General features: G+C 58.8%; 10 protein-coding genes. 5 read left to right on the top strand and 5 right to left on the bottom strand.

All coding sequences use genetic code 11. The annotated features are described in order from the left end of the window. Positions 1-69: 69 nt before the first annotated feature. Positions 70-1,425: a Shedu immune nuclease family protein gene (locus tag I6F20_RS27500; RefSeq protein WP_225128663.1), complete on the top strand. Its 1,356-nt coding sequence runs from the start codon at positions 70-72 to the stop codon at positions 1,423-1,425. 39 nt (positions 1,426-1,464) lie between these two features. Further along, a complete protein-coding gene (locus I6F20_RS27495; RefSeq protein ID WP_225128662.1) occupies positions 1,465-3,393 on the top strand; it encodes a hypothetical protein in 1,929 nt (642 codons plus the stop codon). Between the two features lie 952 nt (positions 3,394-4,345). Here the strand turns inward: I6F20_RS27495 and I6F20_RS27485 are convergent. The 5 genes from I6F20_RS27485 to I6F20_RS27465 form a co-directional block, all read right to left on the bottom strand. Continuing rightward, positions 4,346-6,085 carry a phospholipase D-like domain-containing protein gene (locus I6F20_RS27485; RefSeq protein WP_225128660.1) on the bottom strand — a complete coding sequence of 580 codons (1,740 nt, stop codon included), beginning with the start codon at positions 6,083-6,085 and terminating at the stop codon, positions 4,346-4,348. After that, positions 6,082-9,540 (bottom strand): DEAD/DEAH box helicase, encoded by a 3,459-nt coding sequence (locus I6F20_RS27480; RefSeq protein ID WP_225128659.1) that lies wholly within the window; start codon positions 9,538-9,540, stop codon positions 6,082-6,084. Before I6F20_RS27480 ends, I6F20_RS27485 begins: the two co-directional genes overlap by 4 nt. Positions 9,541-9,715: 175 nt before the next feature. Further along, positions 9,716-10,441: an SOS response-associated peptidase gene (locus tag I6F20_RS27475; protein ID WP_225128658.1), complete on the bottom strand. Its 726-nt coding sequence runs from the start codon at positions 10,439-10,441 to the stop codon at positions 9,716-9,718. A 3-nt stretch (positions 10,442-10,444) separates the two neighbouring features. Then, a complete protein-coding gene (locus tag I6F20_RS27470; RefSeq protein WP_225128797.1) occupies positions 10,445-10,894 on the bottom strand; it encodes a hypothetical protein in 450 nt (149 codons plus the stop codon). Positions 10,895-10,938: 44 nt separating this feature from the next. Beyond that, positions 10,939-11,331 carry a hypothetical protein gene (locus I6F20_RS27465; RefSeq protein WP_225128657.1) on the bottom strand — a complete coding sequence of 131 codons (393 nt, stop codon included), beginning with the start codon at positions 11,329-11,331 and terminating at the stop codon, positions 10,939-10,941. Positions 11,332-11,476: 145 nt separating this feature from the next. Here I6F20_RS27465 and ku point away from each other — a divergent pair, with 145 nt between their 5' ends. The 3 genes from ku (at position 11,477) to I6F20_RS27450 (ending at position 13,483) form a co-directional block, all read left to right on the top strand. Continuing rightward, positions 11,477-12,409 (top strand): non-homologous end joining protein Ku, encoded by a 933-nt coding sequence (gene ku, locus I6F20_RS27460; protein ID WP_225128656.1) that lies wholly within the window; start codon positions 11,477-11,479, stop codon positions 12,407-12,409. Positions 12,410-12,851: 442 nt separating this feature from the next. After that, positions 12,852-13,052, top strand: a complete 201-nt coding sequence (locus I6F20_RS27455) for a hypothetical protein (RefSeq protein ID WP_092220504.1) — start codon at positions 12,852-12,854, stop codon at positions 13,050-13,052. Between the two features lie 14 nt (positions 13,053-13,066). After that, positions 13,067-13,483 carry a hypothetical protein gene (locus I6F20_RS27450; protein ID WP_225128655.1) on the top strand — a complete coding sequence of 139 codons (417 nt, stop codon included), beginning with the start codon at positions 13,067-13,069 and terminating at the stop codon, positions 13,481-13,483. Positions 13,484-13,576 lie beyond the last annotated feature (93 nt).

Raw genomic sequence — 13,576 nt, 5'->3', positions numbered from 1 at the left:
GATTGCCGTCGCTCGACGAGCGGGCTGAAACCCTGGGACTGCCAGGCGGCGGACAAATTGGGGGATGTCGTGAAACTGAGTCTAAGAGAGATTCATCCAGGATGCATCGCAGTCCATTGCGAAGCCGATCCTGGCATTTACCAATCTCTCAAGCCGGATGAGCCGGTCCCGAACCCGCTGCCCAGCAAGGATGTCATTTGGTTCGATGCCACTAAGTCGACAATTATCATTCGACCCATTATCACATATCCGTCCGAGCGATATTTTGAAGCGAAGTACGGCCAGCTTGAAGAGATCGTCCTGGAAGGTTTTGATTTCGAGCTACCCGAGGATGAACACGCCATACACGATGTGCTCTTCCAACTTCCTACCGGCTTGATCAAGAATATCGAAGCTGGCCTTGGATTTCCAAAAGAATATAGTTCAATCGTTGACAGTATCGAGGAGCTCGACGACGTCACAAGCCTAATCATCACAAAGCGAGGGGTGACCCGCCTCGACGGCGCGTGTTTTCATCTCGCTTACCGCGAATTCGAAACACTGCGCTTATCGTTGGCGCGTATCACACGAGGGTATCAACGCGAGGGACGAATAGACAGGGCGATCAAATCCCATAATGCCCTGTTGACAACGCTGGACCCTGAGCGATTCCCGGAAAAGCGGCGAGCGCTCAAGAAAGACACAATCTCCAATTTGCTGGTTGGTCGCGATTACTCTAAGTCCGAGCTCTCAAAACGCGATCGGGTCGGCATGGTCGCTGCAATTCGCTCGAGCGCTCCGACGATCGCGACCGAAACGCCCGATGTGTTGTATGGACTTCAACGCGATATCGAGCTCGTTAGCCTCGATGTTCTAATCGAGCGGTTTCGGGAAATGATCGACAAGAAGCTGCCCGAGAGCGCTTGGCAGAAGCTATTTGCTTCGAACCCGTTCATATTGTCGTTGCTGTTTGGCTATCCGATCGTGGAGGTGCTTGGACAGGCTCATGTGGGAGGGGCGGCTTTGACTGGACGAGGCGGAAAGATCGCCGACTTTCTCGTCAAGAATGAAGGAACCAACAATGTGGCGTTGGTCGAAATCAAGACACCGCACACTCAGCTGCTCGGAAGGGAATTTCGCGGCGGCGTCTATCCAGCTTCGGGCGATCTTGTGGGTTCGGTTGCCCAAGTTCTCGACCAACGCTATCAATTCCAAAAGAATATCGCGCAGATCAAGGATGCAAGTGAGATCGCCAACATAGTATCTTACTCCGTTGATTGCGTGGTTGTTGCGGGGAAAACCCCGGAAGGAAAAGCCGAGCAGAAGTGTTTGGAATTATTCCGCCGTAGCATGAAGGACGTTCAGATTTACGCGTTCGACGAGCTCTTGCAGAAGCTGGTTCAGCTTCGCGACTTTCTCGCCAGCGACGAAGCCACTGAACGATAAGTCGAGAAAAAGCAACTCGCTGCAATTAATGGCGACGCCATGGATCCGTTGGCTGCATTGTCCAAAATTGGCCACGCCTTCTTCGCCCGCGACGGCGTGAGGCTTGCCTTTGGCAAGCGGTGGGACGGGGAGATCATTCACATTTCGCAGGCATCGCGTGGCTCGTCATGTGGGTGTCAGTGTCCGGCCAAAAATTGCGGTCGAAAGCTCGTCGCGCGAAAGCCTGACGGTGACATCGCCCATCACTTCGCGCATGCGCCACTCACGGCGGCGGAGCGGGCTGCAGGTATCGCCCCTAGCTGCAAGCACGGCAATATGACGGCGCTTCACCACTATGCTGAGCAACTGCTCAATAGCCGCAAAAGCCTCGTCCTTCCTCCCGTGCAGGCCACGTACGGCGCGCGCACCAGGACAATTCGTCAAGCAAAGACTTTCGTCTTTGACTCAGCTATGCTGGAGACCATGGACGGCGAAACCATTCCGGACGTAATCCTGCGAAAAGGCGATGATCGAATGCAGGTCGAGGTCTATGTGACGCATCGCTGTGGCCCGGAGAAGCGAACGAAGATCGCGGCTGCGGGCATCTCGGCAGTCGAAATTGATCTGTCCGCGCTGTCCCGAGACACGACGATAGCTGGCCTCGACGAGGCAATTCTAACATCGGCTCCGCGCGAATGGATCTACAATCGCAGGGCCGCTCACGTTAGAAATGAACTGGAGCGAATAGCTGGACAGGAAGCAGCTGCGGCGGAAGAGAGGCGTCGAAACCAGATCGAGAAGGTCAAAGCAGCCTACGCTTCCGCCCGACGAAAGGCATTAGGCTATGCCTGGCAGCACTCGCCCCAAGTACGAGCTGTTGCTGCGGCGGGAGATGCCGAGCTCCTCGACGGACCGTCCGTGGGAGAGGGATATTTCACGGTTCATCCCAAGGTATGGCAGGCTGGCATCCTTTGTGACATGGTGCCGCGTTTCGGTGGCGTCACCCCGTTCTCCGTGATCGGAGAATTCCGTACGCGCGGTTGGATCACGGAAGAGTTCGCTAGCCGCAGCCAGAACGAGGACTCGCTTCTGGTGGACGCTAACCTTCCTAAGGGCGGTGCCGAACGGGCCGTGGTCAAGTTCCTGCGATATCTTGCTGTCAAGGGAGTAGTCGAAGATACGGGCTGGGCATGGAAGCAGACGCAGCGGCGATCCGCCGAATTGCATCAGCGCCGTATTGAGCAAGATCGTGCCGATCGAGAGGCTGCACAGCTGGCGGCTCGGCTAGCATCTCTGAAAGGTCTCGGCGAAAGCATAGCCCTCCTTGGATCCGATGTTGAGCGACAGGGCTTCGAAGTCGCATCCTGGATGGAGCACGCGCCGGATGGCCAGCAATCCCTGAAGCAAATCGCTATCAAGGGCGATGCTGCTTGGCAGGCGTTGAAAGGAGCTCTCGCGACCACGCTTGCAGTTCTCAAAGATGAATCTGAGCAGGAGGCCCACGATCTTGGGCTGCCGGTTCGCGGCGTGCTTAAGACGATGCGCTCGATCCACGACAGCCGGGCCGCCCAGCGCAAGGCCCAAGAGGAGGAAGCAGAGCGACTGCAGCGTTTGGAGCGGCTGGAGACAATCACGGCTCTTTCAATATCGTGGATCGGCGATGCCCATTCGAATTGGCTAGAGGCACCACACTCGAACCTCGACGGGATGTCGCCGCGCGAAGCCGCTGCACGATCTGGAGGGTATCTCGAAATTGCAACCCGTCTGCTGCGCAGCTTTCAAGCAGAGTTGATCAAGAAAGCGAAATGGGTGGATGAGCTGGAGCGAGAAGCATCCAAGCTGCTTCCGCGGCCCGATATGCTTCGCCTCTACATGACAGCCGGCGATCCCGAGCTGCCCGGCCTAGTCTCTCCGACCGTCCACACAAAGGACGAGCAAACGATGCGGCAATGTTTGGCGCTCTTGAGGCGTCGTTACGGCAAGCGGTAGTGTCGGTATGCACTGCATCGAGCTCAAGAAGTTTCGCTGGATTGCGCGCCATCGCATTGCCAGCTTCGAGATTTGCCATAATCCTTCAAGGCGCCCAATACGGTTAGGGCGAGTGAAAACGGCTGCAGCCAGCCTGGAAGTTCAGCAACTTGATAACGGCCGTCTTGGCGGCAGAAAAACGAGCGGTTCATTACGGAGAGCCGCCGCGGCTTCCAAATCACGAAGGCCCGGCTGCTGCGGTGACATGTCGATCAAGAACATCAGACCAAGGATCGTTACGCTAAACACCGGAAAATCACGTCCGTCTTTTGCGATCGGAGTGGACGCACTCGTAACAGGTCCCAAGGTTTGAGTTGTGTCCCTCGCCGCACGCGGTGCTGGCGCGTCAGGTCGGCCCCATACAAACACACGAATATGTTCGTATCGTGTGTCAGCTGCTTCGGCTACGCCATAGTGCCTTGCGATAAGGTTGAGCCCGATCTTGTAAAGCGCACGCACAAAACGAGGGTCATTCCCGAACTGCTGGCTGAATCCGAGCCGGCCGGCCTCCGGCTCTATCCACGTGTCAAAAATACCGTTGGACTTGGCCGCTGGCGCAGGCGCTTTCCCTCTGCTTCCACAGTTTGAGGCCCAGCGTTGAGAAAAATATCTGTCCAGTCGCCGAGTGTTTGCTGCTGATGGCGCGCCAGCTGTCAATTGTAGGTCTACGCCCGCCCTTTCGGGGCACACCATAGACGACAGTCACCACCTCGAACTGCTTTAATAGGGCCTGATCCAGCGTCCCCAAAGCGTTGTTGCAGTTTACGCACATCACGTCGCGCAAGACCAAGTCTTCCGGGCAGCCGAGAGCCTCAGGGATGCCGTGCTCAGTCGAAAGGCGTTCAAATTTGTTTCGGCACCAGATACAGATCATTGCGCGTACAAAGTTGATATAACCCGTCGTATGGGTCGATCAGTCCCCGAGCTGTCCCTCGAATTTCGCCAAGAGGGAAGTAGCCAGGCCTTCCCCTTCCAGATGCAGGCCAATCTCGTCGAGAGGATTGTCGGGCGAACCGGTCTGAGAGCCCCAATTCATCGTGCTCACGACGACATCATCATTGCCCCAGAGCAGGAATTTCGCGTGGACTTGCGGATCCTCCACGGCAATCAAATCGACGACGCCGTTTAGTCGATCGCGGTGGGCCCTGACATGCCGCCGCTTGATGGGTCCAGACGGGCGCGAAAAATAGACACGGACGTCGTCGAGGCGCCGGCCCGCGATTTCGGCCGGGTTGAAGAGCCCAGGCACCATGGGCGCGCCGACCTTGTTGCTGCAGCAAACGAAACGTTCATCGGCCTCGTGCGCCACCTGCCGGAGCAATCGCTCGTGATCGTCAGCCTGCAGGAAAGTCATCCGAACCGGTACACGGTGACCGGTGTCGGTGGTGGGTGATAAGGGGCTTCTGGCGCGCCTCAAATCCGATGCCATGAACTGAAGCGTTTCGATCGAACGACTTGCGCTCGAAAGAGGCGAGATGATCGAACGCAGAAGATCCAGGCCGGCCGCTGCAGCCCGATTTTCGGTGAGCTCGACAGAAAGCTCCACGGCCGAAAAAGGCGACGACAGCCAATTGGAGGAGCCGAGCAAGACGACAGCGCCTCCATGACCGTCATCTGCGGCGAGACATTTCACGTGGCTTCGAACCGAGTCGCGGTGTGCAAGCACAAAACCACGCGCGTGGCGCGCCGAGGAGAGCCGGACGTTCAGCTCTTGCATTGCGATTGCATTTTTTCTCTCGGCGTCAAGCACGGTGCCATAGAACAAATGGCAACGCACGCCACGTCGACATGCCCGCTCGAGCGCGATGCGGACACGTTCGTGGCGCTCCGTGTATTTTCCTTCGTGCGGCGTGATGAAGGTCGAAAGTACAAAGACGTCTTCCTCGGCCTGGCCGACGATGCGCTCGAAGGTCTCCAGATGCTGGTTGCCACCAATGATCAAGTCGTCGGTGGATATCATCGTATCGATGGTCGGTGACCGGTCCGGTTGTGGATCGCTGGCTTCAGGAAGGATGCCGGTTTTGATCGTTGCTCGAAGGGCGCCAATTAGGTCCTGACTGGCTCCCTCGGGGAGCAGACCGTTTTTCACATCATTGAGTTCGATGGCGAGGTATTTCCTTTCGAGGACGGAATTGACGGTTTGCACGCCGCGCAACCATTCGCCTGGGCGAAGCATGTTCGTCACAAACTGAGTGACGCGAACTGCCATCGTGTCATCGGTCTCATCGGGCCCCGCAGGAAAGTTAACCTTGTGATCCGCATGGGACAATCGATGGAGCGGGGCGGTTTCGACGTCGCGGTTGCGAAAGACGGAGTGCCCGACCTTCTCCAGCACAAGACTGATGTGAATCTCGCGATCTTCGGTTCGCTCTGGCAAAGCGCCCCCCAACCTGATGAAGTCGTGACCGACAGTGCTTGTTGCCAGTTGGGGAACAGGTGACAGCCGAATCTCGACCAGGCCGAACTGCATCAGCCGCGCGATGGTCGAGCCGGCGACCTGGACAGGAATTCCGAGCGACGCAGCAACACCCTCGATCGTGTCCGGGGTGCGATCGAGCGCGAGCAAGATCATTTCCTCAATTGGGCTCCATCCCCAGGTGCGTTGGACGATGGCACGCGCACGATAGTGCCAGGCGGGAAGGTAGATTTTCACGCGGGAAATCTCCCGTTCTCATCGACCGTGATGATGGAAGCACCCTTGACCTTGCCGGTGGTGCCGTCCTTTCTGATGAGGTCGTAATCAGTTCCGGCCAGCGTCGCGAACTCCTTCAGCATCTTGCGAAGGAACTCGAGCTCATCTTTGTTTCCATCGGGATCTATTCCGTCCACCACGTCGCGAATGAAGTCTTGGCTTGTGGCAAGAACAAGCTTTTGCTTGGCGCGGCTGAGCAGCACGTTCATGCGTTGCGGGCTCTTAACGAAGCCGAGCGCGCGCGATCCGACCATGACATTGTTGCGCGTGAGGCTGGCGGCGACGACGTCGGCCTCGCCGCCCTGGAAGCTGTCGCTCGTAAAGATAAACTCTCCGTTGCTGCGCGGGCTGGCGAAGCCAAACAAGGTCTTGTCTTTCTTGATCCGTTGGTTAAGCAGGTGCTTAAACCAATTAACCTGCGCCAGATACGGCGAAAGGATCACCAGCGTGGGCCGGCGGCCATCGCCGCCAACGACGGCCTGCAGGCCTTTCAAAGCTGCTATCAAAAGCTGAGCTTCAAGGTCGTTGCGGTACGATCGCTTCACTTTCGTTTCGAAATTGCGCCGTTTCGTCACACTGAGCGGCGGAAAATCGAGGAGAACGATCGGCGCGGCGAGGTGAGGTGCGGTCGATGTAACAGTCAGTGCGCGACGCTTGACGCGATCGGAGGGAACGAGCCTTCTGTTGTAGAAAGTATTCGAGACAAGGTCCCCGATGGCGGGGTGCATGCGGCTCTGCTCGAGGAGAGTGTTGACGATCGTACTCGGCCGTCTCGAGTCCTTTTCCCGCTGCTCTTCGCGCTCTGCGATTGATCGGAAGGGCTCTTCAAGACGCGCTGCTGTCGCGAGCACTTCCTTCAGCAGAAGCTCGTTCGACTTGATAGTATCGAGCGCCTCGTTCACTTCTGGCGGCAGATCGGAGATGGTTTCAAGCTGCTCTTTCGCGCCTCGCAGCAGCTCCGACGCGCGTTCAGCATCGTAGAACTTTTGCCGCTGCGCGGCATCGAATGGAGACAGCTGGTTATGGTCTCCAACCACGATCCTCCTGTTGCCCAGCAACAGTGCGCCGATCAGTTCCGCGCCATTGGCGCGGGCAGCCTCCTCCACGATGACCCAGTCGAACTGGTCGCCGTCGGCTATCATTTCTTCGATAATGTGGGACGACGTCGTGGCAAGCGTCACATCGGATGATCGTAGCAACAGATTTTCGGTATCGCGAAACACGCGGTCGGCAACCACCGTTTCCGACGGATCCACGGGTCGAAGGGCCTGTTTGATTTGGTGGCGTTGATTGACCATCGCAGCTTCAGCCGCGTGGCCTGCCACTGAGACCGACTGGAGCAGACCAATGGAGCTCGTTCGCAGGGAGGTTACTTCGTCGGTCGGTCGTGTGCGGTCGACACGAACCACGATCTCCGGACCGCCCGCCAGAGTCTTTTTGAGTTCGTCCTCCATCTGAATCAAGGTTTCGTGGTTTTGGGCCGAGACCAGCAGCCTGGCGTCCCGTGTCTTTCCCAAAATACTCTTGACGAGATGCGAGATCAGGAAGGTCTTGCCGACGCCAGGGGGGCCGATAACGACATTGATGGATCTACCGGCCACAATCGCGTCCCATGCGGACTTTTTCGATGCATCCATATCGTCTGGCGGCGTGCTGCCGGGAGCTGCAATATCGCGTAGCGCATCGTCCAGCGCGACCTGTGCCGGATCGTCGATCGCTCTTAAGAGTTCAATATTGGTCCGGGCCGCCACGATATTTTGAAGGCGGCGGCGGATAGCGCGCTCGAATCCGCTATCGCGTCGAGGACGAAGATAGAGAGTCTGTCCTGGCACGACCGCTTCACTGGTCGCGAATGTGTAAGTCAGGCGCCCCTCGACGATGCCGCCCGTTCCTTCATAACTGAGCTCGGGCAGCCTCTCGCGATCGCCGGCGAGCGCATCAAGGCGAGACAGCGTCCAATTCGGCTTGCCATCGTCGTACCTCAACTCGTGGCCCAAGGCGTCGTATGCCGGACGTAGTCCCATCATTTTGCGCCGGATGTCGCGCTCGTCATCCTCGCGGCATGCGATCCAGGCCAAATCGGTATCTCCGTCCGATGGCGGATGAAGCACTTCGACGGGATAGATGCGAAACTGTTCGCGCAACCATGTAAAGGCTTCGAGGAGGATGAGGGCGTACCAGGTCGGAATATCGTCGGGTCGTTGAGCCGCGCGGCTATTGCCACTGGCGTCGATCCACTGCTTGGCACCGGGACCAAGCTTGCGCACCCGTTCTTCAGCGCTCTTCCGGGTTCGCGCGAGGTATACCCTGTGAGAAACCTCGACGGCATCGAAGATGTGATCATCAGGCCGCCGTTTGTTGGCATTCTCGATCATGCCAACACAATCATCGACGACTTTCACGCCATAGGCAGCAAGATCAGTGATGACACGCACAAAGGCCTGATCCACAGCAACAGTACGTACCGTTGGTCCGCTCAGATCGTCTTCGACAAACCGGAGGACTGCATCCCGGTCATCTGCCTGTATCGTGCCCGACGTGAGAGCCGGAAGGTCGCTTTGGATGACTTGAGGCGAGGGATAGAGAACGAGCTCGCCCTCGGCGCTCGATCCTGACCGCTCAAGATCGGCCACGATCTCCGTCAGCTCGCTCAGGACAATATTGCCGTCGAAAAGCTGATGGTGCGGTGGATTGGCAAGGCGATTGAGCATGCGCCGTTCGATCGGCAGCAGGGAAGGTCCACCGCCGTCCTCGGTAAGGCCAAGGATACGGGACGCCGTCTGCCCCAGATCGCTCCAGTCCTGCCGGAACGATACGGTGCCCGAGGGCCGCAGGAGATGTCCCGCGCCGCCCATATCGCCGTCGGCGATGTGCACGCACGCCTCGTAGCCGCCGAGTCGGAAATCCTCCTTCTCATCGCTATGCGAGAAGATCGCATGTTCGCTGATAGCGCCATGCACAATTCCCGCATCATGACAAAGCGCGAGTCCTTCGGCTACGCGCAGGATATTGCGCCAAAACACCTTGCGACCGGCCGTCGTAAGCAGCCGGCCTTCTCGCGCTCGAACCCTGTGCAACGACCCGGAGATCGGACTACCCGGATCGACCATTAAGATGCCGATCTCATCCTGGTCCTCGACGATTTCAAGAACCTCAACCAACAGCTGTCGTGCACGGCGTGACGACAGGACGCGCCGGACACGCCTGAGACCGTGCGTGATGAGTCGTTTCAGGTCTTCGTCGAGCGCAGATCCGGTCTTCTTAAACAGACGGAGGAGATAGTCTTCGCCGTCGGCGATGCCGGTGGCAAAACGAAGTTGAGAATGCCAGCCATCGACGCCGCTGGAAAACGCGGTGTCGGCAAACGTAAACCGTGCGTCGAGCGTGGCCTTTCCTAGCTTCGGACCTCGCGCCATGGCGACGTAATCCTTTGGACAGAGTGCAACAGCGTGATTCGTATGCGGAGGATAACTATATGATCTGAAGTGAAGTTATCGACCCAAAAATTGCAGGATATGTCAGTGTCGCGCGATCGTCTGATTCGCCAAGGATTGGACGGGGTCGCGGCCGTTTGGTCGTCGGCCTCGTCAGTCACGACGCCAAGCCGAGGGGGTCTTCTTTGAGGCCGCGGGCGACGATCCGAAGATTGCTGTCGGGAAGTGGCCGCTGTAGCTTCAGGGCCTCGTCCGGAGGAGCCGTCATCCAGGCCTCTACCTCGTCCGGCGTCGTTAGGATCACGGGCATCGCCTTCGGATGGATGGCGGCGACCTCGGTGTTTGGCTCCGTCGTGAGGAACGCGAAGAGGTCGTTGGTGGTCTCGCCTTCCTTGACCTTCCGGACTGACGTCCAGTTGGTCCAGATGCCGGCGAAGCAGGCGAGGGGACGGCTCTCATCGAGCGCGAACCAGATATCGCCGCCCTCGGCCTTGTTGAACTCGCTGAACGAGTTGAACGGCACCACGCAGCGGTTTTCGACGCCGAGCCAGCGAGTCCAGTGCTTGCTCGTCACGTTACGGATATTGGTCGTTCCACTGTCCGGCTCCATTCTGAGCAATTCCTTGAAATCCACTGCCTTGCCCTTGGCCTGCAGTTTCTCGACTCGCTTCTTCGTGGCGTCCATCAGCGCTTTTGACGACGACGGCATTCCCCACCGCGCAGTGGTGAGTTCGCGGCCCTCGGCCCCGTTACGCACGATCGGCGCCTTGTAGTCGGGAAAAACTCCCGGCATCGGCGCCAGATTACCAACGTAGCGGTTCACGACACGAAACAGCGCGCTGATCGCGGCTTGGTTGGTCGTGATCGAATAAAGATTACACATCGGTCAGGATTCGGTTCGAGGGTGGCGCGGCTGCCACGTCAACTGTAGCAGAGTCGCGGATGGACGCCGGCCCACCTTGGCGCATTTGCGGCAGCGCAGCCGGCTGGCGAGATCGTGCACGAAGGTGGTCGGCGGGTGCTTCATCGCCGCGAGGTCCACGTCGCTCGGCGTCTTGCAGCGCGCGCATCTGATCTCCAGCCAGGGGAAGCCTCCGTTCACGGCTTGATCGATGGTCGGCGACGGATCGATCGGTTCGCCGTCACTCCACATCCGCTCGTTCCAGCTTTCGCAAAGCAGCCTATCGGCTTGCTGGATCATCGCCTCGCCCTTGGCCCGCGTCTCCGCCGATTGGGTAGCCAGGATGTTGGCCATAGCGCGCGCCTTGCCGAGCTCTTTTGCCAGAGCCTTGCGATCGCCGCCCGACAGGGGCGTAGGGTGATACTTCGGGGCCATCCGGACATCCAGGCGCAAAGATCGGATCGGCAAATGCAGAGCGGCTACGGCGTCTCGAATGCTGGCCAGCACCCGTCTTCTTCATGCCTGCCGGTGCGCTGCTGGCAGGTGTTGTCGAGCAACCGCTGCGCGACGTCCTTCCAGAGCGCGTTGCCGCCATACAATCGCACTGCATCGACAGTCTGGATTTCCACGATTCGCTGGCAACGGCGGCAGGAGACGCGAAGTACGTGGCGCTCAAATTCGGAGAGACGTCGCTGCCGCATGTGGGCCTCGGTCGTGCCGGCGCGAGGGTCTTTGAGGACTGAGTCCCAGTATTCGGCCGGGAGCGGCGCATCTGGAGCCGCGACGGGGGGAATAGGCCTCCGCGCCGCGTCAGCTGCCAGTCTTTCCATCTGCTTTGGGGTCATGCGCCAGCTTGCGGGTCGGTCGGTCATTCCTCGATTAGGACATAAAGTGAACAAAAGTCGAGTCAGTCCAAGGGCCCAGGGAGAAAAATCGGCCTGTCGGACGGATCGGGATGTCGGAACCAAGGCAAGCCGTTCGTCTTGAATCCGGCATCAATAATGGAGTTCCCCCGCGATGGCCCCACGCGCCAACTGGAAAGGCTTCCTTCGTCTCTCCCTCGTCACTTGTCCGGTCGCGCTCTATCCAGCCACGTCGGAATCCGAAAAGGTCTCATTCAACCAGCTGAACCGAAAGACCGGCCATCGGATCAAGTACGCCAAGGTCGACGCCGACACCGGCGAGGAGGTCGACAACGAGGACATCGTCAAGGGCTACAAGGTTGATACCGATACCTTCATCGAGGTGACCAAGGAGGAGCTTGAGAACGTCGCGCTGGAATCGACGCGCACCATCGAGATCGACGAGTTCGTCGACCGCAGCGAGATCGATCCGCGCTATCTCATTCGCCCCTACTACCTGCGTCCTGACGGTAAAGTCGGGCACGATGCCTTCGCCGTCATTCGGGAAACCATCCGCGAGATGAACAAGGTCGCAATCGGCCGTGTGGTGCTGACCAATCGCGAGCATATCATCGCGCTCGAGCCGCTCGATAAGGGGCTGATGGGCACGCTGCTGCGCTATCCCTACGAAGTCCGTTCCGCGGATGAGTATTTCGATGACATTCAGGATGTCAAAGTTACCAAGGACATGCTTGATCTCGCGAAGCACATCGTCAATCAAAAGGCGGGCCATTTTGAGCCGGACAAGTTCGAAGACCAGTACGAAACCGCCCTCATCGATCTGATCAACCAGAAGCGCGCCGGCAAACCCATTAGAGCGAAAGAGCGTCCTCGAGGTGAGAACGTCGTGGACTTGATGGACGCGCTGCGCAAGAGCATCGGACGGGACGCGACGAGCCCGACAGAGGCTCCGAAGAAGAGGGCCAAGAAGCCGCGCAAGGCAGCGGCTGGGCAGAAGGAAATGCTGATGCCGATCACCGGCAAAAAAACGGCGAAGGAGGGCGCGGCCAAGAAGCCGGCTGCAAAGCCGCAGCGAAAGTCGGCCTAGACTATCGTGAAGCACCAGTCACGCCAGACGGTCACTCCTTCGTCATCCGCGCAGGCCCTGGCGGATGGTAAATCCCATCTCGACGAGGTCGCGTGAGACTATCGCGCTGACCGGCAGAAAGGCGACAGCCGCGAGGCCGAACCAACGGCGCATAGAGCCGTCGACCTCGCGATTTGCAATGAGAGGGGACACTTTGCGCGCTGCAGGCCGCGCCACTGCGGAAGTTTATCAAGTTGCGTGATTTGCGCTGGGGAGAGTGTTTGGGCAGCGTAGTCTTTCAGCCTAATCAGTTCGGTTTTGGGGGCTTCGGCCAGCGAGCCGATCCATTGGGGGCCGAGACGCAGCTATGGGTGCAGTGCACCGTCCGCAAAGTTTAACATGCTTGAATCCCCAAGCGGGCGAAACTGCGCTAGGATTAGATTTTCCCTTTAGGGGGCAGCTTATGTTCGACACGGCAACCACCGCGCTTTTGCGCGCGGTTCTCGATGAAGTCTGTGAAAGCGTCTCGCACCGCGAGATCGGGGCACGTACCCACGTCGCGTCGAAAATCCTAGAGGCTGCGACGAGAGGCGAGATCTCTCCCGAAGGTCTCAAACAGATTGGTCGCGACGCCCTCTCGCATGCGCCGACAATGTGGCGCTGATCGCGGGGGCCGGCGTGAACTTCCAGGTCACCGTCCTGAAGATTTTGGTAGCCTATCCGGACGGCTTTGCCGTGATGGAGGACCTCAAGAGGGATATGGCCATCCTGGCGACGAGTGGCCGCGACTGGGCGGACCGGACCAGGCGCCTCGCGGCCAGAGTGCCCGACCTCGACATCTTCTCACAAGGATTGGTCGAACGGATCAGCGGAGGATGGAAGATCACGTCCAAAGGACGGGCGTTGCTCGAATTGATGGAAGCGCGGCCAACGGCCCTGGAAAGGGCCGAGGCGCCTCCAGTTCTGGAGACGAGTGCGACCTCGCCGGCGCCTGTTCCTCCGCTGCGGCAGCCCGCCGATCGTGCCAAGCGACGGCGCGAAAGACGTGAACGTCGGCGCGAGGCGCGCGAACGGGCAAGAGCAAACGCCTCTTGAGGTAGCGACTGAGGGAAGAAAAATCCGCCAAATGGGAGCAGCGTTTGATAGTCCCGGACTGTCGATTTGCCTCCCCAGTCCCAAGCGTACCGC

Origin of the sequence: Bradyrhizobium sp. IC3123 (assembly GCF_020193625.1) — a bacterium.
GTDB classification, from domain to species: Bacteria; Pseudomonadota; Alphaproteobacteria; order Rhizobiales; family Xanthobacteraceae; genus Bradyrhizobium; species Bradyrhizobium yuanmingense.
Note: the sequence above shows the minus strand (reverse complement) of the source record. Positions and strands in the feature narration are given on the sequence as shown.

Bases quoted from the DNA above. Each gene is read 5' to 3' on its own strand.
- I6F20_RS27475 (WP_225128658.1), bottom strand. From the start codon at position 10,441: ATGTGTAATCTTTATTCGATCACGACCAACCAAGCCGCGATCAGCGCG.
- I6F20_RS27455 (WP_092220504.1), top strand. From the start codon at position 12,852: ATGTTCGACACGGCAACCACCGCGCTTTTGCGCGCGGTTCTCGATGAA.
- I6F20_RS27480 (WP_225128659.1), bottom strand. From the start codon at position 9,540: ATGGCGCGAGGTCCGAAGCTAGGAAAGGCCACGCTCGACGCACGGTTT.
- I6F20_RS27470 (WP_225128797.1), bottom strand. From the start codon at position 10,894: ATGGCCCCGAAGTATCACCCTACGCCCCTGTCGGGCGGCGATCGCAAG.
- ku (WP_225128656.1), top strand. From the start codon at position 11,477: ATGGCCCCACGCGCCAACTGGAAAGGCTTCCTTCGTCTCTCCCTCGTC.
- I6F20_RS27465 (WP_225128657.1), bottom strand. From the start codon at position 11,331: ATGACCGACCGACCCGCAAGCTGGCGCATGACCCCAAAGCAGATGGAA.
- I6F20_RS27495 (WP_225128662.1), top strand. From the start codon at position 1,465: ATGGATCCGTTGGCTGCATTGTCCAAAATTGGCCACGCCTTCTTCGCC.